The organism is Streptomyces maremycinicus (assembly GCF_001184025.1).
Classification (GTDB): Bacteria; Actinomycetota; Actinomycetes; order Streptomycetales; family Streptomycetaceae; genus Streptomyces; species Streptomyces maremycinicus.
This window is the reverse complement of sequence record NZ_BBYG01000008.1, coordinates 601,059-626,372: the sequence shown is the minus strand read 5'-3', so window position 1 is coordinate 626,372 and position 25,314 is coordinate 601,059. Positions and strand designations below refer to the sequence as shown.

The 25,314-nt window shown below is 71.5% G+C and carries 23 protein-coding genes; 13 read left to right on the top strand and 10 right to left on the bottom strand.

Features of this window, described 5'->3' with window-relative positions; all coding sequences use genetic code 11:
• Positions 1-131 precede the first annotated feature (131 nt).
• Entirely contained in the window at positions 132-542 is a 411-nt protein-coding gene (locus AOQ37_RS41040) for a hypothetical protein (protein ID WP_374701476.1), read from the bottom strand.
• On the opposite strand from AOQ37_RS41040, the gene AOQ37_RS42055 reads away from it, so the two are divergent.
• From AOQ37_RS42055 to AOQ37_RS02930, 3 genes are all read left to right on the top strand, one after another.
• Positions 429-746 carry a pentapeptide repeat-containing protein gene (locus AOQ37_RS42055; protein ID WP_374701475.1) on the top strand — a complete coding sequence of 106 codons (318 nt, stop codon included), beginning with the start codon at positions 429-431 and terminating at the stop codon, positions 744-746. The two genes, AOQ37_RS41040 and AOQ37_RS42055, sit on opposite strands and share 114 nt — an antisense overlap.
• Positions 747-779: 33 nt before the next feature.
• A complete protein-coding gene (locus tag AOQ37_RS02935) occupies positions 780-1,292 on the top strand; it encodes a SigE family RNA polymerase sigma factor (protein ID WP_062640769.1) in 513 nt (170 codons plus the stop codon).
• A gap of 88 nt (positions 1,293-1,380) precedes the next feature.
• Complete coding sequence (locus AOQ37_RS02930) at positions 1,381-2,631, top strand: hypothetical protein (protein WP_062640768.1); 1,251 nt, start codon at positions 1,381-1,383, stop codon at positions 2,629-2,631.
• A gap of 82 nt (positions 2,632-2,713) precedes the next feature.
• Here AOQ37_RS02930 and AOQ37_RS02925 read toward each other — a convergent pair whose 3' ends face one another.
• On the bottom strand, positions 2,714-4,051 hold the full coding sequence (locus AOQ37_RS02925; RefSeq protein ID WP_062640766.1) for an Nramp family divalent metal transporter: 1,338 nt from the start codon (positions 4,049-4,051) through the stop codon (positions 2,714-2,716).
• Positions 4,052-4,389: 338 nt separating this feature from the next.
• Here AOQ37_RS02925 and AOQ37_RS02920 point away from each other — a divergent pair, with 338 nt between their 5' ends.
• Positions 4,390-5,760, top strand: a complete 1,371-nt coding sequence (locus tag AOQ37_RS02920) for a M14 family metallopeptidase (protein WP_062640764.1) — start codon at positions 4,390-4,392, stop codon at positions 5,758-5,760.
• Here the strand turns inward: AOQ37_RS02920 and AOQ37_RS02915 are convergent.
• From AOQ37_RS02915 to AOQ37_RS02895, 5 genes are all read right to left on the bottom strand, one after another.
• Positions 5,757-6,410, bottom strand: coding sequence for a hypothetical protein (locus AOQ37_RS02915; RefSeq protein WP_062640761.1), 654 nt, complete (start codon positions 6,408-6,410; stop codon positions 5,757-5,759). The two genes, AOQ37_RS02920 and AOQ37_RS02915, sit on opposite strands and share 4 nt — an antisense overlap.
• 65 nt (positions 6,411-6,475) lie before the next feature.
• A complete protein-coding gene (locus AOQ37_RS02910) occupies positions 6,476-7,954 on the bottom strand; it encodes a GntP family permease (protein ID WP_062640759.1) in 1,479 nt (492 codons plus the stop codon).
• Positions 7,955-8,475: 521 nt separating this feature from the next.
• Complete coding sequence (locus AOQ37_RS02905) at positions 8,476-8,886, bottom strand: RidA family protein (protein WP_062640757.1); 411 nt, start codon at positions 8,884-8,886, stop codon at positions 8,476-8,478.
• Positions 8,887-8,893: 7 nt separating this feature from the next.
• On the bottom strand, positions 8,894-9,661 hold the full coding sequence (locus AOQ37_RS02900; RefSeq protein WP_020128061.1) for an IclR family transcriptional regulator: 768 nt from the start codon (positions 9,659-9,661) through the stop codon (positions 8,894-8,896).
• Positions 9,658-10,710, bottom strand: a complete 1,053-nt coding sequence (locus AOQ37_RS02895; protein ID WP_107085077.1) for a sugar kinase — start codon at positions 10,708-10,710, stop codon at positions 9,658-9,660. The genes AOQ37_RS02900 and AOQ37_RS02895 overlap by 4 nt, the downstream gene beginning before the upstream one ends.
• A 162-nt stretch (positions 10,711-10,872) precedes the next feature.
• Between AOQ37_RS02895 and AOQ37_RS02890 the strand changes: the two genes are divergently transcribed.
• Both AOQ37_RS02890 and AOQ37_RS02885 read left to right on the top strand, forming a co-directional pair.
• On the top strand, positions 10,873-12,147 hold the full coding sequence (locus AOQ37_RS02890; protein ID WP_062640755.1) for an amino acid deaminase: 1,275 nt from the start codon (positions 10,873-10,875) through the stop codon (positions 12,145-12,147).
• Positions 12,148-12,156: 9 nt separating this feature from the next.
• Entirely contained in the window at positions 12,157-13,782 is a 1,626-nt protein-coding gene (locus tag AOQ37_RS02885; RefSeq protein WP_062640753.1) for an N-acyl-D-amino-acid deacylase family protein, read from the top strand.
• Positions 13,783-13,810: 28 nt separating this feature from the next.
• Here AOQ37_RS02885 and AOQ37_RS02880 read toward each other — a convergent pair whose 3' ends face one another.
• Positions 13,811-14,716 carry a S1 family peptidase gene (locus AOQ37_RS02880; protein ID WP_062640751.1) on the bottom strand — a complete coding sequence of 302 codons (906 nt, stop codon included), beginning with the start codon at positions 14,714-14,716 and terminating at the stop codon, positions 13,811-13,813.
• 160 nt (positions 14,717-14,876) lie between these two features.
• Positions 14,877-15,512 carry a hypothetical protein gene (locus AOQ37_RS02875; protein ID WP_063781099.1) on the bottom strand — a complete coding sequence of 212 codons (636 nt, stop codon included), beginning with the start codon at positions 15,510-15,512 and terminating at the stop codon, positions 14,877-14,879.
• Positions 15,513-15,636: 124 nt separating this feature from the next.
• Here AOQ37_RS02875 and AOQ37_RS02870 point away from each other — a divergent pair, with 124 nt between their 5' ends.
• The 6 genes from AOQ37_RS02870 to AOQ37_RS02845 all read left to right on the top strand — a co-directional run bounded on the left by AOQ37_RS02870 (position 15,637) and on the right by AOQ37_RS02845 (position 22,186).
• A complete protein-coding gene (locus AOQ37_RS02870) occupies positions 15,637-16,848 on the top strand; it encodes a pyridoxal phosphate-dependent aminotransferase (protein WP_062640747.1) in 1,212 nt (403 codons plus the stop codon).
• Positions 16,849-16,998: 150 nt separating this feature from the next.
• On the top strand, positions 16,999-17,427 hold the full coding sequence (locus AOQ37_RS02865; RefSeq protein WP_062640745.1) for an SCO4983 family protein: 429 nt from the start codon (positions 16,999-17,001) through the stop codon (positions 17,425-17,427).
• Between the two features lie 383 nt (positions 17,428-17,810).
• Entirely contained in the window at positions 17,811-18,875 is a 1,065-nt protein-coding gene (locus AOQ37_RS02860) for a hypothetical protein (RefSeq protein ID WP_062640743.1), read from the top strand.
• A gap of 14 nt (positions 18,876-18,889) precedes the next feature.
• Complete coding sequence (locus AOQ37_RS02855) at positions 18,890-20,065, top strand: toxic anion resistance protein (RefSeq protein ID WP_062640742.1); 1,176 nt, start codon at positions 18,890-18,892, stop codon at positions 20,063-20,065.
• Entirely contained in the window at positions 20,062-21,597 is a 1,536-nt protein-coding gene (locus AOQ37_RS02850) for a vWA domain-containing protein (protein ID WP_062640740.1), read from the top strand. The genes AOQ37_RS02855 and AOQ37_RS02850 overlap by 4 nt, the downstream gene beginning before the upstream one ends.
• Entirely contained in the window at positions 21,584-22,186 is a 603-nt protein-coding gene (locus AOQ37_RS02845; RefSeq protein ID WP_062640737.1) for a hypothetical protein, read from the top strand. Before AOQ37_RS02850 ends, AOQ37_RS02845 begins: the two co-directional genes overlap by 14 nt.
• A 181-nt stretch (positions 22,187-22,367) precedes the next feature.
• Here AOQ37_RS02845 and AOQ37_RS02840 read toward each other — a convergent pair whose 3' ends face one another.
• Positions 22,368-24,191: a phosphoenolpyruvate carboxykinase (GTP) gene (locus tag AOQ37_RS02840; RefSeq protein ID WP_062640735.1), complete on the bottom strand. Its 1,824-nt coding sequence runs from the start codon at positions 24,189-24,191 to the stop codon at positions 22,368-22,370.
• Between the two features lie 324 nt (positions 24,192-24,515).
• Between AOQ37_RS02840 and trhA the strand changes: the two genes are divergently transcribed.
• Positions 24,516-25,229, top strand: a complete 714-nt coding sequence (trhA, locus tag AOQ37_RS02835) for a PAQR family membrane homeostasis protein TrhA (protein ID WP_062640733.1) — start codon at positions 24,516-24,518, stop codon at positions 25,227-25,229.
• Positions 25,230-25,314 lie beyond the last annotated feature (85 nt).

Genomic DNA, 25,314 nt, shown 5'->3' with positions numbered 1-25,314 from the left:
GCACCCTTGCCGCGTGCGGGGCCGACTCGTGCCGGGCCGACTCGTGCCGGGCCGACTCGTGCCGGGCCGACTCGTGCCGGTCGGGGCGGGTCGGTCGCGGCGGGTCGGGGCAGCGGGTCGGGTCGGGTCGGCTAGTACCCCGTCGGCCGGTAGTGGCCCAGCACCCAGGCCAGTTGCGCGAAGCAGCCCTGCATCCGATCCCGCGGCTTCGCCGTCACCACGCACTCGTAGACCCTGCCGTCCAGGTGGACCACGGCGACCATGAGGGCCTTGCCGTCCGGGCTCGCCTTGTAGTGGACGCTGCGGATCTCGGGCCAGGGGAACTCGACCGTGATGTCGTACATCTCGAAGGCGACGCCCGCCGCGTCCACGACGACCGAGTTGTGCTTGTCGACCGCGAGGAACTCCGGGCCCGGCGGCGGCTCCGCCTGCGGGGCGTACGCCTGCGGGGCGTACGCCTGCGGGGCGTACGCCTGCGGGGCGTACGCCTGCGGGGCGTACGGCTGCGCGGCGTACGGGGACGGGGTGTACGGCGGCGGCACGTACGGAGCCGGGGACGGGGGCGGCGGCGGACCACCGGGGGCGTACTGCGGCAAGGGCGGGCCGAAGCCCGGTTGCGGGGGCGGTGCGGGCGGAGTCGGCTGCGGCTGGTCTGTCACAACGGAAAAAGTACCCCCGCGATCCTGTGCGGCCACTTTCGGTCTCCCCTGAAACATTTCCCGCACCCCACGGCATTAGTGAGGTGAGGACAGCACGGCAACCGACACTGGGGGACACTCATGAGGCAGGCCGCCCGCGCGGACGAGTACGCCGAGTTCGCGGCGGCGCGCACCGGGCATCTGTACCGGTCGGCGTGTCTGCTCACCGCCGGGGACACGCACCTGGCGGAGGATCTGGTCCAGGAGACCCTCGGCAAGCTGTACGTCCGCTGGGGGCGGGTGTCCCGGCTCGACAACCCGGCGGGTTACGCGCAGACCGTCCTCACCCGCGTCTTCCTCGCCCACCAGCGGCGGCGCAGCAGTGGCGAACGGGCCGTGGAGATGTTCCCGGACGTGGCCGACGGCGGCGGCCCCGACACCCCGCTCCGGCTGACCCTGATGCAGGCCCTCGGCCGGCTGCCCGCCAAGGACCGGGCGGTGGTGGTCCTGCGGTACTGGGAGGACCGCTCGATCGAGGAGACCGCGGGCGCGATGAACGCGAGTTCGGCGGCCGTCCGGACGCGCTGCTCACGGGCGCTGGGCCGGTTGCGGGACCTGCTCGGCGAGGACATCGGCACGTACGCCCGCCCCTGAGCCCGGCCCCCCACGCCCCCGACCCGACGCCCCGACGCCCCCTCCAACCCCCGACTTCACTCCGAGCTCGTAGAAACGGTGGTTCACCATGCCCGCAGACCAGCACGGCGATCCCTTCGAGAACCGTCTCTCCGCCGCCCTGCGCCAGGCGGGCGGGACCTTCGACTCCCCCCGCACCGGTCTCGCCACGGCCGGGGCGGCACGCGGCCGCCGCATCCAGCTGCTGCGCCGCGCCACGATCGCCGGGAGCACGACCGCCCTCGCCCTGGTGGGCGTGGGCGGGGCGCTGCTCGTGCCGTGGGACGGCGCGCCCGCCCCACGCCCCTCCTCCGTCGCCGCGACCGGCGGCGGCACGAAGGCCTCCTACTCCGCCGACGACGTCGTCCGCACCCTCCGGAAGCTGCTGCCCGAGGGGAAGTTCAGCAGGACGGCGGCGCGCGGCACGGGCGAGCAGCTGCCGCCGCTCGCGGTGGGCGTGTTCGACGACGGCAAGGGCGAGGGGTCCGTCTCGGTGGGGCTGGACCGGATCCCGGCGGACGCGGGGGAGATCGATCCGTCCGCCGCCGTGATGCCGTGCCCGGACGGTGAGCAGACGGGCCTCGACAGCTGCCGGACCGAGCTGCTGAGCGACGGGTCCGCGCTCACCGTCTACCAGGGCTACGAGTATCCCGACCGCCGTGAGGAGACCAAGGCGTGGGGCGCGGACCTGGTCACCCCGGCCGGGCACCATGTGAGCGTCATCGAGTGGAACGCCGCCGCGGAGAAGGGCGAGCCGGTCAGCCGTCCGGAACCGCCGCTGTCCACCGCGCAGTTGAAGACGCTGGCCACGGCCGCCGAATGGCGGCGGATCATCGCCGCCGTCCCCGAGGAAAAGGCGCATCGCGCCCCGTCGGCTCCGCAGGGCGAGGCGGGCGTGCAGTTCCAGCGGATGCTCGCCGTCCTGCGGGACACGCTCCCCGAGAAGCTGAAGATCGTCTCCAGCGGCGGCCAGGAGGGCTTCGTGTACGTCGTCGTGGACGACGGCAAGGGCAAGAGCTATCTCCAGGTCAACCTCCAGCTGAACATGGCCGACGTCGCCGGCCGGCTGTACGGCTCCGACGCCGAGACCCTCCCCGACGGCACCCGCGTCGCCACGAGCCAAGGGCCCGGCGAGAAGGGCGGCGAGGGGGTCGTGATGTGGACCGCCGACACCATGCGCGGCGACGGCAGGCGTGTGGTGATCAGCGCGTTCAACTCGGGCAGCCAGTCGACGGCCGCCACCCGCCCGACGCCGCCGCTCACCGTCGCCCAGTTGCGGGAGATCGCCCTCAGCCCGCGCTGGGACGTCCTCGGCGGCTGAGGCGGAGGGACGCGGAACCGGGACGGACCGGCCCTCGGGGCCGGGCGGGTCCGGGGTGTCGGACGCGTCCGAGGCGTCCGCCTCAGAGGAACTCCGACCACGGCTGGTCCCAGATCTGCTTGACGCACAGCACCAGGAACAGCAGTCCCGCCAGCACCAGCATGGCGTTGCTCAGCAGTCCGTTGCGCCACTCCCCCGGTGTGCGGGAGGAGTTGAGCAGCCACAGCAGCGTTCCGGCCAGGAACGGCAGGAAGGCCGCGCCCAGCACGCCGTACAGGATGATCAGGCGGAACGGCTGGCCCTGGAAGAGCAGCACCATCGGGGGGAAGGTCAGCCACAGCAGATAGGCGCGGAAGGGCCAGGAGCGCTCCCGCTCGCCGGAGGCGACCTCCGCCCCGCTCGCGCCGCCGCGGCCGCGGAAGCCCGCCACGAAGTCGGCGAACATCAGGCTCACGCCGTGCCAGACGCCGATCAGGGAGGTGAAGGAGGTGGCGAAGAAGCCGATCAGGAAGAACTTGGCGGTGGCCGTGCCGTACTCCGCCTCCAGGATGCCGCTCAGCTGGACGAGCCCCTTGTCGCCGCTCGCGATCGCCACGTTCGCGGAGTGCAGCAGTTCCGCGCCGACGAACAGCATGGCGACGACGAAGATGCCGGTCGTCACGTACGCGACCCGGTTGTCGAGCCGCATCACCTTCATCCAGCCCGTGTTCGTCCAGCCCTTGGCGTTGACCCAGTAGCCGTACGCGGCGAGGGTGATGGTGCCGCCCACGCCGCCGATCAGGCCCAGGGTGTTGAGGACGGAGTCCTTCTCGTCCGGCAGGACGGGCAGCAGGCCCGCGAAGGCGTCACCGAGGTTCGGGGTGACCCGGATCGCCAGGTACACCGTCACCACGAACATGACGCCCACCAGGACGGTCATGACCTTCTCGAAGACGGCGTACTTGTTGAACCAGACGAACACCAGGCCCACCAGACCGCAGGCGACGGCCCACGCCTCGAGGTCCATCACGTCCGGGAACAGCGCCTGGAGCGGCAGCGCGCTCGACGACATCGCCGCCGCGCCGTAGACGAAGCCCCAGACGACGACGTAGACGACGAAGAACCATGTCGTCCAGCGGCCGAGGCTCGCCCAGCCGTCGAAGAGGGTGCGGCCGGTGGAGAGATGCCAGCGGCCGGCCGCCTCGGCCAGGGAGATCTTGACCAGGCAGCCGACGACCGCCGCCCAGAGCAGGGTGTAGCCGAAGTTGCTGCCGGCGATGAGGGTGGCCACCAGGTCGCCGGCGCCGACGCCGGTGGCGGCGACGACGATGCCGGGGCCGATGTACTTCCAACTGGATCTGCGGGGAGGCGCGTTGTCGATGCCGGATGGTGCCGCGGTGTGCGTGGGGTTTCCCGTGGGGGGTTCCGTGGTGTCCGCCATGGGGGTCAAGAAAACCTAAAGAAGCCGCTCCGGCAAGGGTGCGGGCGCGATCTCCACCCGATGTGCTCACACTGCGTCGCGCCTCGGCCACCGGGCGACCCCCGTCCTGCCGCCGCCGGCCCGGCGCGCGACACGCGCGGCCGGGGCGCACTCCCGGCCGGCTCCGGCGTGGATACACTGCGCGGCCGGTCGCTGTCGCAATTCCGCATGATTTCGGCCAGCGACTCTCTGGCCTCTCTTGACCTGCTCATGCCATGCCCCGACGATGAGCGGCACCGCACCGCCGCACACAGCAAGCGCACAGCCCCCCACAACCCGGCTCCCCACAAGGAGAGTTCATGCGACTTCGCATTCGCGGCTCAGGCGCCGGCGCCACAAACGCCCGCGGCGGCAGACGGACCACCGTCCTCGCCGCACTGCTCGCCCTCGCTCTCGCCGCACCGGTCTCGGCGACCGTCACCGACGCGGCGGCCGGCAGCGCCCCGAAGGCGGCACCCTCCGCCGACGACATCCGCCAGTACGAGATCCACGTCCACCACAGCACCCCGCAGACGCGCACCGCGATCGCCGCCTCCGGGGTGAGCGTCGACGAGGCCGACGAGGAGACCGTCGTGGTCTCCGGCCGCGCCGACCAGGTGAGGAAGCTGCGCGCGCAGGGGTACGAGGTCTCCCTGCTGGGCTCGGCGCCCGACCGTGTCGCCGAGGACGAGGTGCGGCTGTTCGACTTCCCGACCGCCGACTCGAAGTACCACAACTACGCCGAGATGACGGCGGAGATCGACCAGCGCATCGCCGCCTACCCGGGCATCATGAGCAAACGGGTCATCGGCAAGTCCTACCAGGGCCGCGACATCGTGGCCGTCAAGATCAGCGACAACGTCGCCACCGACGAGGCCGAGCCGGAGGTGCTGTTCACCCACCACCAGCACGCCCGCGAGCACCTCACCGTGGAGATGGCGCTGTACCTGATCCGTGAGCTGGGCGCGGGCTACGGCTCCGACTCCCGCGTCACCGGCATGGTCAACGGCCGCGAGATCTGGATCGTGCCCGACCTCAATCCGGACGGCGGCGAGTACGACATCGCCACCGGCTCGTACCGCTCGTGGCGCAAGAACCGGCAGCCCAACTCCGGCTCCTCGTACGTCGGTACGGACCTCAACCGGAACTGGAACTACAAGTTCGGCTGCTGCGGCGGCTCTTCGGGGTCCACGTCCTCCGAGACCTACCGCGGCACGGCGGCCGAGTCCGCACCCGAGGTGAAGGTCGTCGCCGACTTCGTGCGCAGCCGGATCGTGGGCGGGAAGCAGCAGATCACCGCCGGGATCGACTTCCACACGTACAGCCAGCTGGTGCTGTGGCCGTTCGGCTACACCACCGCGGACACGGCGACCGGGATGACCGCGGACGACAACGCCGCGTTCAAGGCCGTCGGGCAGAAGATGGCCGCGAGCAACGGGTACACCCCCGAGCAGTCCAGCGACCTGTACATCACCGACGGGTCGATCGACGACTATCTCTGGGGTACGCAGAAGATCTTCTCGTACACCTTCGAGATGTATCCGTCGTCCTCCTCCGGAGGAGGGTTCTACCCGCCCGACGAGATCATCGAGCGGGAGACCTCCCGCAACCGGGACGCGGTGCTCCAGCTTCTCGAGAACGCGGACTGTATGTACCGGTCCATCGGGAAGCAGAGCCAGTACTGCGTCTAGCCCGCGTCCTTGACGTCGGCGTCGGCGTCCTTGACGTCGGCGTCGGCGTCCTTGACGTCGGCGTCGGCGTCGGCGGCTGTGACGACCTCGTCCTCGGCGCCCGCTTCCGCTTCGGCTTCCCCGTCCTCGAAGTAGGCGTCGAGGACCGCGTCCAGCTGCTCCTCCCACTCCTTGAAGCGGGACCTGGCCGTCGCCTCGATCTCGATCGGGTACCAGCGGCGGTCAGGGGTGTGCACCGTGATGGTGAACCGCTTGCCGAAACGCGGCGCCTCGGTCTCGACCGCGCCGATCTCGTCCCAGCGGAACTCGCAGGACTCCTCGTCGAGGCGGAGCCGGACGCCCTTGGCGTCGGCGGCGATCCGCGCCCGGCGGTCGGCGGCCTCGAAGACGGGTCCCTCGACCGGCTCGAAGGAGTCGTCCGGCTCGTCGGACCCGTCGGACGTGGCCGGCTCCGCCGACGCGTCCGGGCGCTCGGGCGCCGCTGACTCCTCCTTCTCCGCTTCGGGCCCGACGGCGTCGACGCCGTCGTCCTCGGCCGGCTTCCTGTCCTCCGGCTCCGCGGTCACGGGCGACGTGAGCCCGGGGATGAATGCCGGGTCGAACCCGGCGCCCTCCAGGGGCTGGCTGCTCGAACCTATGCGCTGCTCCACAGCGGGCAGTATGGTCGAAGATCCTGTGCCGGACACAGTCAGCCCCTGACTTCGTTACCGGAGCCCTACACGAAGAGGCTCATTCCGGCCGCCATCACGAACCCGGCCACCGACAGCACCGTCTCCAGCACGGTCCAGGTCTTCAGGGTGTCGCGCTCGCTGATGCCGAAGTACTTGGCCACCATCCAGAACCCGCCGTCGTTGACGTGCGAGGCGAAGATGGAACCCGCCGAGATGGCCATGATGACGAGGGCCACGAAGGCCTGGGAGTGGTCGCCCTCGGCGAGCAGCGGCGCCACGATGCCCGCGGTCGTCACGATCGCCACCGTCGCCGAGCCCTGGGCGACCCTCAGCACCACCGAGATCAGGTAGGAGAGGACGATCACCGGAAGGCCCACGTCGTTGAAGGTGTCCGAGAGCGCCTGGGCCACTCCGCTCGCCTTCAGGACGGCGCCGAAGATCCCGCCCGCCCCGACGACCAGCAGGATGTTGCCGACCGGCTTGAGCGAGGCCGTCGAGACCGTCTCCAGCGACTTGCGGGACCAGCCGCGCCGGATGCCGAGCAGGTAGTAGGCGAGGAGCAGGGCGATGGTGAGCGCCACGAACGGGCTGCCGAAGAACTCGATCACCGAGCGGACGGTGGACGGGTCCAGGGCGATCGAGGAGAACGTGGCGGCGAGGATCAGCACCAGCGGTGTACCGATGATCCCGAGGACCGTGCCCAGCGGCACCGGGTCCTCGCGCGGGACCACGCCCTGCGCCCGCTGCTCCTCGACGACCGCCCGCTTGGCCTCCGCCGCCGCCTCGACCATGTCCTGCGGTACGGCGACGAAGATGCGCCGGCCGACCCAGGCCGAGAACGCCCAGGCCGCCAGCACCGCCGGGATGCCACAGACGACACCCATGAGGATGACCCAGCCGAGGTCGACGTGCAGCAGGCCGGCGGCCGCGACCGGGCCGGGGTGCGGGGGCAGGAACGCGTGGGTCATCGACAGGCCCGCCAGCAGCGGAAGGCAGTACAGCAGGATCGACTTGCCGCCCCGCTTGGCGGCCGCGTAAACGATCGGGGCCAGCACGAAGATGCCGACGTCGAAGAAGACCGGGATGCCGAAGATCAGGCCGGTCAGTCCCATGGCGAGGGGCGCCCGCCGCTCGCCGAACACACCGAGCAGCCGGGACGCCAACACCTCGGCGCCACCGCTGACTTCGAGGACCGCGCCGAGCATCGTGCCCAGCCCGATGATGATCGCGACATGGCCGAGGATGCCGCCCATCCCGGACTCGATGGTGGAGACGGCGTCCGAGCGCTGGACCGTGCCGAAGAGTTCCGTCACGGACAGACCGGCCAGCAGGCCGACGGCTATGGAGACCGCGAGGAGGGCCACGAAGGGCTGGATCCTGACCTTGATGATCAGGAAGAGGAGGAGGGCGATACCGAGGGCGGCGACCGTCAGCAGCCCTGCGGTGCCGTCGATCAGGAGAAGCAGGCCGCCGGTGTGGGGCGGGGCCTCGGCCGGGGCGGATGCCGCGAGCGGAAGGGGCATTCGGGGGTCCTCTGCTGGGGTTCACGGTGCTTTCGGGCAGGGGGGATCGCGGCACGGCGCCCCCTGCGAAGGGGAACGCCGCACCGTGAGGCAACGCGTTGTGGGAGAGCTGACGGAACGGATCACCGACCGCGTCCGCCGACCGGCGGGCCGGTCGTGCCGACGTGCCGGGCCGAACCGGCCGTTCGAGAGCCGTCGGTCGGTCGGCCGACCGACCGTCAGCGGGTGGTGCCGGTCGGTCGAGAGCAGTCACTCGGCCGGACCGGTCGGCCGAGAGGGGTGGCTCGGCCCGGCCGGTCGGCCGAGAAGGGTGGCCCGGCCGGACGGCCGAGAAGGGTGGCCCGGCCGGACGGCCGAGAAGGGTGGCCCGGCCGGACGGCCGAGAAGGGTGGCCCGGCCGGACGGCCGAGAAGGGTGGCCCGGCCGGACGGCCGAGAAGGGTGGCCCGGCCCGGCCGGACGGCCGAGAGAGGTGGCCCGGCCCGGCCGGTCGGGCGGGGCGGGGCGGGTCTGCGGAGGGGGTCAGGCGAGGACGGCGAGGGTGTCGATCTCGACCAGGAGGCCGGCCGGCAGGCCGACGTAGACCGTCGTACGGGCCGCGGGCGGCGCGGTGAGGGCCTGTTCCTCGAAGTACGCGTCGTAGATCTCGTTGAACTCGGCGAAGTGCGCCGTGTCCGTCAGGTAGACGCGGATCATCATCGCGTCGTCCCAGCTCGCGCCGCCCTCCTCGAGGATCGCCTTGACGTTGGCGAGGGTCTGGAGGGTCTGCTCGCGCAGGGTGGGGCCGGCGGGCGTCGGCGGCCTGCCCTCCTCGGCCGGCAGGAAGCCGACCTGGCCCGCGACCTGGAGGATGTTGCCCTTCCGCACCCCGTGCGAGAACCGCGCGGGCGGGGTGGTGTGGGTCTTGGGGGTGAGGGCGGTCTTCTCGGTCATGCCGGGCTCATTCCTTCGGGGCTTCCTTGATCGGGGTTCTGCCGGAGTACTCGCCGCTGATGGCGTCCGCCGTGCGGCGGACCAGCGGGAGCAGGGTGAGGAGTTCGTCGGCGGTGACGACGACGTTCGGCGCGGAGACCGACATCGCGGCGACCACCCGGCCGTCGGCGCCCCGGATGGGGGCGGCGGCACAGTTGATGGACTCCTCGTGGCCACCGAGGTCGGTGGCCCAGCCCTGTTCGCGCACCTTTTCCAGCTCGCGCAGGAAAGCGGGGGCGTTGGGGGTCGAACGGGCCGTGTAGAGGGGGTAGTCGAGCTTCTCCGCGATCACCCGTCGCTCGGGCTCCGGCAGATCGGCCAGGAGCAGCTTGGCGACGGCGGCGACCGTGATGGCGACGGGCTTGCCGATCCGTGAGTACATCCGCACCGGGTAGCGGCTCTCCACCTTGTCGATGTAGAGGACCTCACCCTCCTCGTACACGGCGAGGTGCACGGTGTGTCCGCAGGTCTCGTTCAGTCGGGCGAGGTGCGGATGGGCGATCTCGCGGATGTCGAGGTTCTCCATCGCCTCCTGGGCGAGGGCGAAGAGACGGGCGCCCAGGCGGTAGCGCTGGTCGGACTGGCGGTAGACGAGGCCGTGCTCGTGCAGGGTGCGCAACAGCCGCAGGGCCGTCGATTTGTGCACGCCGAGGCGGTCGGCGACCTGGCCGAGGTCGGCGGGGCCCTCGGCGAGCAGCGGCAGGATGCTCAGCGCTCGGTCGACGGTCTGGCTCATGGGGTGCGTACCTCCTCGTCGGCCCGGTCTGCGGCGTGTGTCCAGCCGGGGCCGAGTCGAAGTCTCCCCCACGCGGCGTCGTCGAGGGCGGCGAGGCGGTCGGCGTCGTCGCGGGAGGGCGGTACGGCGAGGTCGCCGGGGACGGTGAGGGCGGCTGCGGCCATCAGGTGCCCGTGCCGGAGGCGGTCGCGCACGGTCAGCCCGCGCAGGGTGGCGGAGAGGAATCCGGCGGCGAAGGCGTCCCCGGCGCCGACGGCGGCGACGACGTCGACCCGCGGGGCGGGGACGTGCAGCACGCGCTCCCGGTCGAAGACGGTCGCCCCGAGCTCCCCCTGTTTGACGACGAGCACCTCGGGGTCGGGGAACGCGGTCCGTACGGCGTCGACGCCGTCCAGGCCCCACACCTCGGCCGCCTCGTCCTCGCCCACGAACACCAGGTCGGCGCCGCGGGCCAGTTCGAGGAGGACCTGGGGGCTGTTGCCGTCCGTCCACAGCCGGGGCCGGTGGTTGACGTCGAAGGAGACGAGGGGCCTGCCGGACCGGGGGGCCGTCAGTTCGCGCAGCAGGCCGAGGCAGTCCGCGGAGAGTGCGGCGGTGATCCCGGTCAGGTGCAGCACCCGGCCGGCCCGTACGGCGTCCAGACCGACGGTGTCGACGGACATCGCGGAGGCCGCCGATCCGGCCCGGTAGTAGGCGACCTCGTGCGCGGCGGTTCCCCGGTCGCCGGCGGTGCGGAAGTAGACGCCGGTCGGGCGGTCGGGATCCCGGCGTACGCAGCTCACGTCGACGCCGTAGGAGCCGACGGTCTCGACGAGGTGATCACCGAACCCGTCCGCACCCACCCGGCTGACCCAGCGCACCGTGTGTCCGGCCGCCGCGAGCGCGCAGGCCAGGTTGGACTCGGCGCCGCCGATGCCCCGGTCGTAGGAGGGGACGTCGGCGAGGCGGCCGGGCCGGGAGGGCAGGAAGGTGACCATGGACTCGCCGAGCGCGACGACGTCCACGGCGTCGGGGGCGTTGCAGGGTCCGGTGGCGGTCACGATCGTCATGGCTCCTGTGCTGGTGCGGGCGAGCGGGGCGGGAAGGGGGTCACCCCGGCCGAAGGCTGGGGAGGCTCCGTTGACCCCGCGTTGGCCGAGATGTTAGACAGCAGTAAGCGATATACGCAATGGACGTTGCAGTAAGTGCAACGCTCCTGATCAGGAGGTTCCATGGGTACCGAGGCACTCGAGGCGCTCGCCCGACTGGCCGGGGAACGCGTCGACCACCGCTTCAAGGGCCTCCCGCCGGACGCCGACGGCCTCACCGTCGGCGAGCTGGCCGCCCAGCGCCGCAACCTCTTCACCGACGGCTTCGCGACCCCGGTGCTGGCCCTCTCCGCCGAGCGCCTCGCGCACAACCTCGCCCTCATGGAGACCTACGCGACCCGTCACGGGCTCGCCTTCGCCCCGCACGGCAAGACCTCCATGGCCCCGCAGCTCTTCCGGCGCCAGCTCGACCACGGCGCCTGGGGCATCACCCTCGCGGTCCCGCACCAGGTGCGGGTGGCCCGGGCCTACGGCGTCCAGCGGGTCTTCCTCGCCAACGAACTGGTGGACCCGGCCGCCCTGCGCTGGATCTCCGCGCAGCTCGACGCCGATCCCGGCTTCCGGTTCGTCTGCTACGTCGACTCGGTGCGCGGGGCCGAGCTGATGGACGCCGCCCTGCGCGGCGCCGGGCGCCCCCTGGACGTCGTCGTCGAACTGGCCGCGGGCGAGGGCGCCCGGACCGGGGTCCGCACCGAGGCGGAGTGCGCGGCGGTCGCGGACGCGGTGGCCGCCGCGCCGACGCTGCGGCTGGTCGGGGTCGCCGGGTACGAGGGCGAGGTACCGCGGGCCGACCCGGAGCGGGTGCGGGCCTGGCTGCTCCGCCTGGTGGCCCTCGCCGCCGACTTCGACAAGGCGGGACGGTTCGCGGACGCCGAGGAGATCGTCGTCAGCGCGGGCGGCAGCGCCTGGTTCGACTCGGTGGCCGAGGTCTTCGCCCGGATCCCCGGCCTCTCCCTGCCGGTCCTGAAGCTGCTGCGCTCCGGCGCGTACGTCTCGCACGACGACGGCCACTACCGCAAGCTCACCCCGTTCAACCGGGTTCCCGAGGAGGGCGCGCTGGAGCCCGCGTTCCGCCTGTGGACCCAGGTGGTCTCCCGCCCCGCGCCCGACCAGGCGTTCGTCAACGCGGGCAAGCGGGACGCGGCCTACGACCTGGACCTGCCGTTCGCCCAGGTGATCCGCCGCGACGGCACGGAACGTCCGGCCACCGGCGTCTCGGTGACCGCGCTCTCCGACCAGCACGCCTGGCTGCGCACCGGCCCGGAGGCGGACGTCGAGGTCGGCGACTGGGTCGGCCTGGGCCTCTCGCACCCGTGCACGTCGTTCGACAAGTGGCCGCTGATCCCGCTGGCCGAGGCGGACGGCACCGTCGTCGACTACATCCGCACGTTCTTCTAGGGAGTGGGAGTGGAAGACCTCGTCATCCGGGACGCGGACGTCGTCGACGGCACCGGCGCGGACTCCTACCGCGCGGACGTGCTGATCGACGACGGCAGGATCGTCTCGATCGTGAAGGAGGCGGCGGCCGCCGGCTGCCAGCGCCCGAAGGCGGTGCGGGAGCTGGACGCGGAGGGGCTGGTCCTCTCCCCCGGCTTCATCGACATGCACGCGCACAGCGACCTCGCCCTGCTGCGCGACCCCGACCACAGCGCCAAGGCCGCACAGGGCGTGACCCTCGAAGTCCTCGGCCAGGACGGGCTGTCGTACGCCCCGGTCGACGACCGCACCCTCGAAGGGGTCCGCCGGGCCATCGCCGGCTGGAACGGCCACGGCGACGACCTCGACTTCGACTGGCGTTCGGTCGGCGAGTACCTCGACCGTCTGGACCACGGTTTCGAGGGCCGGGGCATCGCCGTCAACGCGGCCTACCTCATCCCCCAGGGCACGGTCCGCGCCCTGGCCGTCGGCTGGGAGGACCGCCCGGCCACCGGCCGGGAACTGGACCGGATGCGCCGGCTGGTCGCGGAGGGGCTGGAGCAGGGCGCCGTCGGCCTGTCCTCCGGGCTGACGTACACGCCCGGCATGTACGCGGGCGGCGCCGAACTCACGGAACTGTGCCGCGTGGTGGCGTCCTACGGCGGCTACTACTGCCCCCACCACCGCAGTTACGGGGCGGGCGCGCTCGAGGCGTACGCGGAGATGGTCGAGCTGACCCGCGAGGCGGGCTGCCCGCTGCACCTCGCCCACGCCACCATGAACTTCGGGGTCAACGAGGGCCGCGCCCCGGAGCTGCTGACCCTCCTGGACGAGGCCCTGGACTCCGGCGCCGACATCACCCTCGACACCTACCCGTACACCCCCGGCTGCACGACCCTGGCGGCCCTGCTGCCCAGTTGGGCGAGCGAGGGCGGTCCGCAGGAGATCCTGCGCCGGCTCGCGGACGACGACACGGCCGCCCGCATCCGCCACGACTTGGAGGTGACCGGCGCGGACGGCTGCCACGGAGTGCCGGTGGACTGGGACACGATCGAGATCTCGGGCGTGGGGGACGAGCGGCTGGCGGACCACGTGGGCCGCACGGTCCACGCGTCGGCCCTGCTGCGCGGCGAGGAACCCTGGACGACGGCCCGCCGCCTCCTCGTCGAGGACCGGCTGGCCCCCACGATCCTCCAGCACGTCGGCCACGAGGAGAACGTCCGTACGATCATGCGCCACCGCGTCCACACGGGCGGCTCGGACGGCGTCCTGACGGGCGCCAAGCCGCACCCGCGGGCGTACGGCACGTTCCCGCGCTACCTCGGCCACTACGTGCGGGAGTCGGGGCTCCTGTCCCTGGAGGAGTGCGTGGCCCATCTGACCGGCCGCCCGGCGGCGCGGCTGCGCCTGCCGGACCGGGGGCTGGTGCGTGAGGGCCACCGCGCCGACCTGGTGCTGTTCGACCCGCTCACGGTGGCGGCGGGCTCCACCTACGAAGCCCCGCGCACCCTGCCCACCGGCATCCCCCACGTCCTGATCGACGGCCGCTTCGTCATCGAGGACGGCCGGCGCACGGACGTGCTGGCGGGGCGGGCGGTCCGTCGCAGTCCCGTGTGACGGAACGCCGCGCCCGGCGGCCCGAGCCCTACGGCTTGGGCAGGGTGCAGGCCGCCGCGCTCAGGTTGAGCTGGTTGCCGGTCGTGAAGCAGGCCGGGATCAGGTAGGTCTCCTGGGCGTAGTTGATGCCCTGACGGACGGTGACGTTGCCGCTCGCGTCGACCTCACAGGGGTTGTTCTCGGTGCAGCGGGCGCCGTCCTCGTTGCCGGTGTTGTTGACGGCGACGACCTTGCCGGTGGACTGGTCGATCACCGGCGAGCCGGAGGTGCCGCCGATGGTCTGGCAGGCGGAGGTGTAACGGACCGAGTCCTTCCAGGTCCAGTCCCCCTCCTTCAGGCGGTACACGAACCCGTCGATGTTGCAGCTGTAGAGCCGCTTCCAGTAGCCGGACGCCACGGTGATGGCGGTGCCGGCGGTCGGGTGGGTGTCCTGCACGGTCAGCGCGGAGATCCCGTAGGAGTTCCTGATCGTGGCGTACGTGCTGGTGAGCTGGTAGATCGAGACGTCCGTGTCGGTCATCGTCCCGTAGGCCAGCTTGCTGGCGCGCAGGGTCGCGACCCGGGTTCCGGCGGAGTTGAGCAGGCCGAAGGTGCGGCTGGAGGCCTGGTTGACGAGCACCTCGCCGGGCTCCGGGAAGCCGGTCGTCAGGCAGTGACCGTTGGAGAGCACCAGCGCCGGGTCGGTGTCCAGGGAGTTCGGGAAGCGGACGACCGAGCCGGAACAGTTGCTGAGCGCGACGGTCCCGGCGAGGTTGACGGCCCGCAGCGCCGGCGTGGCGGCGGCCTTGGTGTCCGCCGCGACCGCGGAGGCCGAGGAGGCCGAGGCGGCGGAAGTCGTCGCGGGCTTCGCGCTCACCGGTGCGGCGACCGCGGGTGCCGCACCCGCCCCGGCGATGGCCAGGGCGAAGAAGGCGGCAACGAGAGGCTTTCTCATGTGGGGGTCCCCTCTTACGACGAGGCGACCGGAGATCTTCCGGCCGCCCGTAGTTTTGTCATGCGCATTGTTAGTGCGCGGAGGGGTGAGGACAAGGGTGGGTTTTCAGCCGCCGGAAGGATGCCTTCCGCTCGGCTCCGTACGACCCGGCGGCACCCGCCTATCGGCCTCCTTTGCCGCGCCCCCGGCCCCCTTTGCCCTTGCCGGATACGGAAGCGGAGGCGGAGGCGGACGCCTGCCCGGAGGACGGGGCACTCGCCTCCTCGGAGGCCGCGGCCCCGGACGACGCCACGACCGCAGGGGACTCCGTCGCCGTGACCGACGGGGACGGCGCCCCGGCGGACGGGGTGGACCCCGCGGATCCGGCGGAGCCGTCGGCGGCCGAGGCCGGCCCGTCCGACGGGCTCGCCACGTCGTCCGACGCCGAGCGCACACCTTCCTGGCCGCCGCGCCGGTCCCCGGACGGATCCCCGGAGAAGGACAGGCCCGCGACCACCGCGGCCAGCGCCACCACCCCGGCCGCCCCGGCGGCCTTCACCCGGCGCGAGGAGCGGCCGGACGTCCGGCGCGCGGCCCGCCGGCGGTCCCCACGACCACCGTGCTCCAGCCCCGGTGCCGACCCGAGCTCCGAAGGGCGGACCCGGGGCAGCTCGGCCGTCTCGTCGTACGCGTTCTCCCACCCGTGGGCGGCCGCCGGATCGGCGTACGACTCGTACGAGGCCGGATCGGTCTCGGCGTACGGGTGGTACACGATCGGCTGTACCGGAGGCACGCCACTCTCACCTGGCCTGAACATGCCCGGGATTGTAGGGACAGGAGCGACTCCTGGGACAGCTACCGGCGATAACCTCCCAAACCACCCGTCTCACGTGGCGGGAAACACGCCCCCGGAGGCGTTACCGGGCCGTAAGCTCCCAGTCATGCAGGTGATCCAGTCGACCAAGCTCGCCAACGTCTGTTACGAGATCCGGGGCCCGGTTCTCGAGGAGGCGATGCGCCTGGAAGCGGCTGGTCACCGCATCCTCAAGCTGAACACGGGCAACCCGGCCGCCTTCGGCTTCGACTGCCCGCCGGAGATCCTGGAGGACATCCTCCGCAACGTCTCGACGGCACACGGCTACGGCGACGCCAAGGGCCTGCTGGCCGCCCGCAGGGCCGTCGTGATGCACAACCAGACACTCGGCATCGAGACCGACGTCGAGCACGTCTTCATCGGCAACGGCGTCTCCGAGCTGATCGTCATGGCGATGCAGGGCCTGCTGGACGACGGTGACGAGGTCCTGGTCCCGGCCCCGGACTACCCGCTGTGGACCGCCGCCGTCTCGCTCTCCGGCGGCACCGCCGTGCACTACCGCTGCGACGAGCAGTCGGACTGGATGCCCGACCTGGCCGACGTCGAGCGCAAGGTCACCGACCGCACCAAGGCGATCGTCATCATCAACCCGAACAACCCGACGGGCGCGGTGTACGACGAGGCCATGATCCGCGGGCTGACGGACATCGCGCGCCGCCACAACCTCCTCGTCTGCTCGGACGAGATCTACGACAAGATCCTCTACGACGGCGCCACGCACACCCCCACCGCCAAGGTCGCCCCGGACCTGCTCACCCTCACCTTCAACGGCATGTCGAAGGCGTACCGGGTGGCCGGCTACCGGGTCGGCTGGATGGCGATCTCCGGCCCCCGCGCGCACGCCGACTCCTACATCGAGGGTCTGACGATCCTGGCGAACATGCGCCTGTGCGCGAACATGCCGGGACAGCACGGCGTGGTGGCCGCGCTCAGCGGGCGCCAGACGATTCAGGACCTGGTGCTGCCGGGCGGGCGGCTCAAGGAGCAGGTGGACACGGCGTACGAGCTGCTGACGCAGATCCCGGGCGTGACGTGCGTCCGCCCGAAGGGGGCGCTGTACCTCTTCCCGCGCCTGGACCCCACCGTCTTCAAGATCAAGGACGACCGGCAGATGGTCCTGGACCTGCTGCGCCAGGAGAAGATCATGGTCGTCCAGGGCACCGGCTTCAACTGGCCGGAGCCGGACCACTTCCGGGTCGTCACCCTGCCGACGGCGACGGACCTGCGCGACGCGGTGGGCCGGATCGCCCGCTTCCTGGACGGCTACAGCCAGCCGTAGACCGGATCGGGCCCGGCGTCGGCCGTTCGGGCCCGGCGTCGGTTTTGTGGACGGCAGCGGTTTTGTGGACGGCAGCGGTTTTGTGGACGGCTCAACTTTAGACGAGATCTAAGCTAGGATGGTTTCCTGACAGCACAGGAGGCCATCGTCATGTACGAGCCGATCCGCACCAAGTCGGTCCACAGCACCACGATGGCCGGCACGCCCTCGGACTTTCCCCACCGCTCCCGCGAGGAGGAGCTGGACATCCAGCTCGCGGCTCATCTCGCGGCACTGCTCGCCGTCACCGACGAGCTGCGCGCGGCGGCACCCTCCGCCGACCTGGACGCCGCGGCCCTTCGGCTCGCGCAACAGGTGACCCGGCTGCGGGGAGGGCGGACCCCGGTCCGCTCCACCCTCGCCGCCGACCCGGCGGGCCCGCCCCTCGCGGCCGTGCACGAGCGGGCGCACGCCCTGGCGGGCCGCGCCCTCCTCGTCGCCGCGTCCCGCGCGGACACCGCGGCGGCGATCCTGGCGGCCCAGCGCATGGACGCGCACGCGGCCGCCCTGGCGGAGAAGGAACTGAGCACCGCCGGCTGAACCCCTCACCGGGGCCACCCTCCCGGTGAACCCCCTCCCCGGCACCACCCCTGGCCGGGGCTCCCCTCCGGGGACCCGAGAACGGCCCCGGTCCGCGTGCACCCGCAGCGACGCGCGGACCGGGCGCCATTTTTTTGCGCCCTGCGCCGTCCCGACGCGCTCTGGTCCACCCCGAGGCGCTCCGGTCCACCCCGACCTCCCCTGGTCCCACCGCGGTCCACCTCCCTCCCCCGCGCTCCACCCGATCCCCCTCTCCGCCTTGATCCCCCCTTGCTCCGCCCTGATCGGAACCTCCGCTTCCTGTTGCGTTCCGGGTCACCTCCTTCACCCCCCGTTCACCCGGACCACCCGGGAACGTGGGGTTCCGCGAGCACGCTCCCCCTGTGAGACGCATCGCAGGAATCGTCCTCGCGGTACTGCTGACGGCGGGTGTGGTGGTCGCCGTCGTCGCGGGCCGCAGTGATGGGGACAAGGGCACGGCAACGAAGACCGTGCGCATGGTGATCGGGTCGGAGAAGGCGGAGTTCTTCGCCGACCCGGCCGTGGTGAAGACCCTCGCCGCCAAGGGCTACACCGTCGATGCCGAGACCTCCGGGTCCTGGGCCATGGAAGGGCTGGACCTCGCGGGGTACGACCTCGCGCTACCGAGCAGCCAGGCGCCCGCCGTCGAGCTCGCCGCGAAGTACGAGGTGACCGGCACCCTCCCGCGGCCCTTCTACTCACCGCTCGTCGTCGTGGCGCACAAGAACGCCGCCGGGGTCCTCGCGGGCAACGGCCTGGCCACCCTGGACGCCGAGCACCGCGGCACGCTGAAGATGGCCGCCTACCTCGACGCGGCCCGCGCGGACCGGACCTGGCAGCAGCTCAAGGGGGCCGCGAAGTACGGGGAGTTGACCGGCACCCTCTATCTGTCCAGCACCGATCCGGAGACCTCCAACTCGGGCGCTCTCTACCTGGCCGCCGCGTCCTACGTGGCCAACGGCGGCAAGGTGGTCGCGAGCGACGCCGAGGTCGAGGGCACGGCGCCCCTGCTGCGCAAGCTGGTCAGCGTCCAGGGCGCCCAGCAGTCCAGCACGGACGCGGCCTTCCGTGACTTCACCAGCGGAGCCGGCAACCCGCTCGTCCTGGTCTACGAGTCGCAGGTCGCCTCCCTCCTGGCGAACGGTCAGCAGCCGGACGACCTGGTGGTGCTCTACCCGGACACCACCGTCAACAGCGACCACACCGCCGTGCCGCTCACCGACGACGGCCGGGCGCTCGCCCGACTCCTCTCCGATGATCCGGAGTTGCGCGAGCTGGAGATCCGGCACGGATTCCGTCCGCAGGGCGTCACCGCCGAGTTCGCCTCGGCCACCACCTACCTCAAGCAGGAACTGACCGGCGTCCGCCAGGCGCCCGTGCCCACCTCCACGGTGCTGCACGAGCTGGCGCGACGGGCGCGCGGATAGGGGGAACACAGCACATGTCCGATGACACCTCCACCTTCACCCTCACGCCGCCCGAGGCGGTCGCCGCCGTGCCGCGCGAGAAGGCCGGCGGACTCGTGCCCGTCGACGAATCCGTCCGTACCGACATGGCCACGAAGGCCGCCGCGTACGTCGAGGGACTCGCCGCGCTCGACGCCCGCTCACCCGAGTTCGCCGGCAAGGTCGGCGAGATCACCGCGCTGGGCGCCGGTGAGATGCGCACGGCCGCCGCGCAGTCCAACCGCATGCTGGAGCGGACCATCAGGAGCCTGCCGGACCAGGGCGGGGACGCCCAGTCGCAGGTCGCGGGCTCGCTCGTCGAACTCCGGCGGGTGGTCGAGGACCTGGACCCGCGTGATCCGCCGGCCGCCAGGGGACGCAGGTTCCTGTCCCGGCTGCCCGGCGGGAACAAGCTGCGCGACCACGTCGCCAAGTACGCCTCCGCCCAGGGCACGCTCAACCGGATCGTGGGCTCGCTGCGCGGCGGCCAGGACGAACTGCGGCGCGACAACGCCGCGCTCCAGACCGAGCGCGTCCGGCTCTGGGAGACGATGGGCAAGCTCCAGGAGTACGTCGTCCTGACCGACGCCCTCGACACGGCGGTCGGGCGGCGCGTCGCCGACGCCGAGATCAGCGACCCCGAGCGGGCCGACACCTTGCGGGCCGACGTCCTCTTCCCGGTCCGGCAGAAGCACCAGGACCTGCTCACCCAGCTCGCGGTCTGCGCACAGGGTTATCTGGCCATGGACGTCGTACGCCGCAACAACGACGAGCTGATCAAGGGCGTCGACCGGGCCGCCACGACCACGGTCTCGGCCCTGCGCATCTCCGTGATGCTGGCCTCCGCGCTGGACCACCAGAAGAAGGTGATCGAGCAGGTCGACGCGCTGCGCGGCACCACCGAGGACCTCATCCGGGGAAACGCGGAGATGCTGGCCACACAGAGCGGGGAGATCCAGCGCATCGCCGCCGACCCGGCGGTCGGCGCCGAGACCCTGCGCTCCGCCTTCCAGCAGATCTACCGCACCCTCGACACCATCGACACCTACAAGGTGCGGGCCACCGAGGCGATGGCCGTGACCGTGGAGAACCTGACGGCCGAACTCCAGCAGGCGAGCACCTATCTGGACCGCAGCCGCTCGCGCGGCGCCCTGGAAGGCGGGCTCGCATGAGACGTTCCCTCCTCGCGTCCACGGCCCTCGCCCTCCTGCTGACCGCCTGCTCGGCACCGAGCGACGCCGAGGACCCCGACGCGCCCGAGCCCGGCACGCTGCGGATCCTCGCCTCCAGCGAGCTGAGCGACATGGCGCCGGTGCTCGAGCGGGTCCGCAAGGACACCGGCGTCAGGGTCCGGCCGACCTACCTGGGCACCCTGGACGCGGTGAACCTGCTGGCGAAGGGCGGCACCGACGGCAAGTACGACGCCGTCTGGCTGTCCTCCGACGACTATCTGCGGCTGCGCCCCGACGCGGCGAAGAAGGTCGTCTCGGAGACGCCGATCATGTCGAGCCCGGTGGCCCTCGGGGTGAAGACGGCCGAGCTCGCCTCCCTCGGCTGGGCGAACGGCCGGGTCACCTGGTCACAGATCGAGCAGGCGGTCCAGGACGGCCGGCTCACCTACGGCATGACCGATCCGGCCCGCTCCCACTCCGGCTTCGCCACGCTGATCTCGGTCGCCTCGGCGCTGTCGGGAGCGCAGTCGGCGCTCACCGACGCGGACGTCACCGAGGCGACACCGAGACTGAAGGAGTTCTTCAAGGGCCAGCAGCTGACCTCGGGATCGTCGGGCTGGCTGGCGAGCGCGTACACCCGGCGCGGTGACATCGACGCGCTGCTCAACTACGAGTCCGTGCTGAAGGGCATCCCGGGGCTCACCGTGATCCGCCCCACCGACGGTGTCGTCACCGCCGACTACCCGCTCTCCTCGCTCGCCGCGAGCGACGCGACGACCCGCGCGAACGTCAAGCGGGTCACCGACGCCCTGCGCACCGACGCCGTCCAGCGGCTGATCACCACCGAGACGCACCGCCGCCCGGTCGTCGCCTCCGTCCCGCCCGCGACCGGCCTCGACACCACCCGCCGGCGCGAACTGCCCTTCCCCGGCAGCCGGTCCGTCGCCGACGGGCTGCTCGACGCCTACGAGAACGAGCTGCGCCGTCCGTCGCGGACCGTGTACGTCCTCGACACCTCGGGGTCGATGGAGGGCGACCGGCTGAGCCGTCTCAAGGACGCCCTCACCGGCCTCACCGGTGACTTCCGCGACCGCGAGGAGGTGACGCTGATGCCGTTCGGGTCGGATGTGAAGAGCGTCGCCACGCATGTCGTCAGCCCCGCCGATCCGCAGACCGGACTGGCCGCGATCCGCGAGGACACCGAGGAGCTCACCGCCGACGGCGAGACGGCGATCTACACCTCGCTGGAGAAGGCCTACGACCACCTGGGCACCGACCGGGACACCTTCACCTCCATCGTGCTGATGACGGACGGCGAGAACACCAAGGGCGACGACGCGGGCGACTTCGACGCCTTCTACCGGGACGACCTCGGCCCGGCCGCACAGCGGATCCCCGTCTTCCCCATCCTCTTCGGCGACTCCGACCGCTCGGAACTGGAGCACATCGCCGACCTGACCGGCGGCCGGCTCTTCGACGCCCGCGACGGCTCGCTGGACGGCGCCTTCGAGGAGATCCGTGGCTACCAGTAGGTTCGTCGGATACCTGGAGTCCCGCAAGAACATCACCGGCAGCGCGGCCGGGCTGGCCGGACTGGTGCTGACCTTCACGGGGACGGCGGGCGCGTACTGGCCCGTCGTGGTGGCCGGTCTGTACGGCGCGGGCGCGCTGGTCGCCCCGCCGGAGCGGCCGCCGCTGCCCGACTTCCCGGATGCGTCGGCCCAGCTGGACGCGTTGCGCGACGACTTCGAGCGGCTCGGCGGGTATCTCGGGGAGATCGAGCTGCCGCCGGCCGCCGCCGGACGTCTGACCGAACTCACCGGCCTGCTGGCCGCGCTGCTGGAGCCCGGCTGGGTCGCCGAGGTCCTCGCCCAGGACCCGGAGGGCGTCCACGTGCTCTCCCGGACCGTACGGCGGGATCTGCCCGAGGCGGTCGACGGTTTCGTACGGGCGCGCTGGTGGACGCGGATGACTCCCGGTCAGGAGCTCCCGGAGCGGCACCTGGAACGTCAGCTGGGCCTTCTCCAGGAGGAGGCGGAGCGGCTGGCGGCCGCGCTGAGGGAGACCGAGGCCCGGCGCCAGGAGACGCACACCCGCTATCTGGAGGACCGCTCGCAGTAGCCGGTCCCCGGGAAAGCGAAGGTCTGTCATCCGCTTCCCGTCGGGGCGGACGGGAAGCGGACGACAGACCCAGAGCCACGTACGCCGTTGTACGCGGCCTCGCCGTATCGCACCGCGGCCGGCCGTGACGATCGCTGGTCAGGGCACATCCGTGCCGGCCGCGGAGTTTTTCGGGGCTTCCTCAGCCCAGGCGCTGCACCAGCGCGCGGTACTCGTCCCAGAGTTCCTTCGGGGTGTGGTCGCCGAAGGTGTTGAGGTGCTCGGGGACCAGGGCGGCCTCCTCGCGCCAGACCTCCTTGTCCACGGTGAGGAGGAACTCGAGGTCGGAGTCGGCCAGTTCGAGGCCCTTGGTGTCGAGGGCGTCCTTGGTCGGCAGGATGCCGATCGGGGTCTCGACGCCCTCGGCCTTGCCGTCCAGGCGCTCCACGATCCACTTCAGCACGCGGCTGTTCTCGCCGAATCCGGGCCAGACGAACTGGCCCGCCTCGTTCTTGCGGAACCAGTTGACGTAGTAGATCTTCGGGAGCTTCGCCTGGTCCTTGCCCTTGGCGACGTCGACCCAGTGGCCCATGTAGTCGCCCATGTTGTAGCCGCAGAAGGGCAGCATGGCGAAGGGGTCGCGGCGCAGCTCGCCGACCTTGCCCTCGGCGGCGGCGGTCTTCTCGGAGGCGACGTTCGCGCCGAGGAAGACGCCGTGGTTCCAGTCGAAGGACTCCGTCACCAGCGGGACCGCGGAGGCGCGGCGGCCGCCGAAGAGGATCGCCGAGATCGGCACGCCCTTGGGGTCCTCCCACTCGGGCGCGATGATCGGGCACTGCGCGGCGGGGACGGTGAAGCGGGCGTTGGGGTGGGCGGCGGGGACGCCGGACTCCGGCGTCCAGTCGTTGCCCTTCCAGTCGGTGAGGTGGGCGGGAGTCTCCTCCGTCATGCCCTCCCACCAGATGTCGTTGTCGTCGGTGAGGGCGACGTTGGTGAAGACCGAGTTGCCCCAGAGCGTCTTCATCGCGTTGGCGTTGGTGTGCTCACCGGTGCCGGGCGCGACGCCGAAGAAGCCGGCCTCGGGGTTGATGGCGTACAGGCGCCCGTCCTCGCCGAAGCGCATCCAGGCGATGTCGTCACCGATGGTCTCGACCGTCCAGCCGGAGACGGTGGGTTCCAGCATGGCGAGGTTGGTCTTGCCGCAGGCACTCGGGAAGGCGGCGGCGACGTACTTCGACTCGCCCTGCGGCGGGGTCAGTTTGAGGATCAGCATGTGCTCGGCGAGCCAGCCCTCGTCGCGGGCCATGACGGACGCGATGCGCAGGGCGTAGCACTTCTTGCCCAGCAGGGCGTTGCCGCCGTAGCCGGAGCCGTAGGACCAGATCTCGCGGCTCTCGGGGAAGTGCGAGATGTACTTGGTCTGGTTGCACGGCCACGGGACGTCGGCCTCGCCCTCGGCCAGCGGCGCTCCGAGCGTGTGCACGGCACGCACGAAGAAGCCGTCGCTGCCGAGTTCGTCCAGCACCGGCTGTCCCATGCGGGTCATGGTGCGCATGGACACGGCGACGTAGGCGGAGTCGGTTATCTCGACGCCGATCGCGGAGAGGTCGGAGCCCAGCGGTCCCATGCAGAAGGGGACGACGTACATGGTGCGGCCGCGCATGGAGCCGCGGAACAGCCCCTTCTCCCCGGAGAAGATCTCCCGCATCTCGGCGGGCGCCTTCCAGTGGTTGGTGGGGCCGGCGTCCTTCTCCTGCTCGGAGCAGATGAAGGTGCGGTCCTCGACCCGGGCGACATCGGTGGGGTCGGAGGCGGCGTAGTAGGAGTTCGGGCGCTGCACCGGGTCGAGTCGCTTGAAGGTGCCCTTCTCGACGAGCTCGTCGCAGAGTCGCTCGTACTCGGCCTCGGATCCGTCACACCAGACCACGTTGTCCGGCTGCGTCAGTTCGGCGATCTCGTTCACCCAGGAGACGAGTTCCTGGTGGTCGGTGGGGATGACGGGGGGAGCCGCGATGTCGCGCGCCACGATTGCTCCTAAATGAGGGATTTTTTGTTTGGAGGCCCCGTGGGGGCTGCGACCCGGATGCTTCGGATGGTGACCTTGGCGCTCATCCGGTGTCGACCGCACTCATTTGATCATCCGATGGTACCGCCCATATGTCCAGAGGGCCTCACAGGTGAGCGGAGTGAGGATGGCCACGTGTAGACGCGACGTTTTGCGTCCACATGACGTTCGGCCGACAGCCTCTTGACCCGGGCCGGACCGGCCGGCGTGAGAGGATGGACACTCCTGACGGCCCGACAGGCCGTACTGACGCCTAAGTTACGGTTCCGTAGGTACGATTCGCCCATGACTGCGTCCGTCCCCGACGTGCCCGCGGACTCGCCGGCCGCCGGCCCCGCGTCCGTCGCGCACTCCCTGTCGGAAGAGATCAAGCCCAAGCTCCGCGGCTGGCTTCACCTCGGCATGTTTCCGGCCGCCCTCGTCTCAGGACTGGTCCTCACCGCCCTGGCGGACTCGTCCCGCGGCCGCGTCGCCTGCGGGATCTTCGCCCTGACGGCCTGCCTCCTGTTCGGGGTGAGCGCCCTCTACCACCGCGGCGACTGGAGCCCGCGGATGGACGGCGTCCTGCGCAGACTCGACCACGCGAACATCTTCCTGATCATCGCGGGCACCTACACGCCGCTGACCATGCTGCTGCTGCCGGAGGCCAAAGGGCAGTGGCTCCTGTGGAGCATCTGGGCCGCCGCCGCGGCCGGCATCGTCTTCCGCGTCTTCTGGGTCGGCGCGCCGCGCTGGCTCTACACCCCCTGCTACATCGCGATGGGCTGGGCGGCCGTCTTCTTCCTGCCGGACTTCATGCGGGCGGGCGGCATCGCCGTCATGGTCCTGGTGATCGTCGGCGGCCTCCTCTACAGCGCCGGCGGCGTGATCTACGGCATCAAGCGCCCCAACCCGTCACCGCGCTGGTTCGGCTTCCACGAGGTCTTCCACTCCCTGACCCTCGCGGCGTTCGTCGTGCATTACGTCGGCATCTCCCTGGTGGCGTACCAGCACGGATGACACCACCTCCCGCATCCCTTCGGCCACGGCTCGCGAGCCGTGGCCCTTTTCGTGCGCCCGTCGCGCACACCCGGAGCGCACGACG

What these genes read in the sequence shown, in the direction of transcription:
- AOQ37_RS02935 (WP_062640769.1), top strand. Translation starts at nt 780, where the DNA reads ATGAGGCAGGCCGCCCGCGCGGACGAGTACGCCGAGTTCGCGGCGGCG.
- AOQ37_RS02930 (WP_062640768.1), top strand. Translation starts at nt 1,381, where the DNA reads ATGCCCGCAGACCAGCACGGCGATCCCTTCGAGAACCGTCTCTCCGCC.
- AOQ37_RS02925 (WP_062640766.1), bottom strand. Translation starts at nt 4,051, where the DNA reads ATGGCGGACACCACGGAACCCCCCACGGGAAACCCCACGCACACCGCG.
- AOQ37_RS02920 (WP_062640764.1), top strand. Translation starts at nt 4,390, where the DNA reads ATGCGACTTCGCATTCGCGGCTCAGGCGCCGGCGCCACAAACGCCCGC.
- AOQ37_RS02910 (WP_062640759.1), bottom strand. Translation starts at nt 7,954, where the DNA reads ATGCCCCTTCCGCTCGCGGCATCCGCCCCGGCCGAGGCCCCGCCCCAC.
- AOQ37_RS02905 (WP_062640757.1), bottom strand. Translation starts at nt 8,886, where the DNA reads ATGACCGAGAAGACCGCCCTCACCCCCAAGACCCACACCACCCCGCCC.
- AOQ37_RS02900 (WP_020128061.1), bottom strand. Translation starts at nt 9,661, where the DNA reads ATGAGCCAGACCGTCGACCGAGCGCTGAGCATCCTGCCGCTGCTCGCC.
- AOQ37_RS02895 (WP_107085077.1), bottom strand. Translation starts at nt 10,710, where the DNA reads ATGACGATCGTGACCGCCACCGGACCCTGCAACGCCCCCGACGCCGTG.
- AOQ37_RS02890 (WP_062640755.1), top strand. Translation starts at nt 10,873, where the DNA reads ATGGGTACCGAGGCACTCGAGGCGCTCGCCCGACTGGCCGGGGAACGC.
- AOQ37_RS02880 (WP_062640751.1), bottom strand. Translation starts at nt 14,716, where the DNA reads ATGAGAAAGCCTCTCGTTGCCGCCTTCTTCGCCCTGGCCATCGCCGGG.
- AOQ37_RS02875 (WP_063781099.1), bottom strand. Translation starts at nt 15,512, where the DNA reads ATGTTCAGGCCAGGTGAGAGTGGCGTGCCTCCGGTACAGCCGATCGTG.
- AOQ37_RS02870 (WP_062640747.1), top strand. Translation starts at nt 15,637, where the DNA reads ATGCAGGTGATCCAGTCGACCAAGCTCGCCAACGTCTGTTACGAGATC.
- AOQ37_RS02865 (WP_062640745.1), top strand. Translation starts at nt 16,999, where the DNA reads ATGTACGAGCCGATCCGCACCAAGTCGGTCCACAGCACCACGATGGCC.
- AOQ37_RS02855 (WP_062640742.1), top strand. Translation starts at nt 18,890, where the DNA reads ATGTCCGATGACACCTCCACCTTCACCCTCACGCCGCCCGAGGCGGTC.
- AOQ37_RS02850 (WP_062640740.1), top strand. Translation starts at nt 20,062, where the DNA reads ATGAGACGTTCCCTCCTCGCGTCCACGGCCCTCGCCCTCCTGCTGACC.
- trhA (WP_062640733.1), top strand. Translation starts at nt 24,516, where the DNA reads ATGACTGCGTCCGTCCCCGACGTGCCCGCGGACTCGCCGGCCGCCGGC.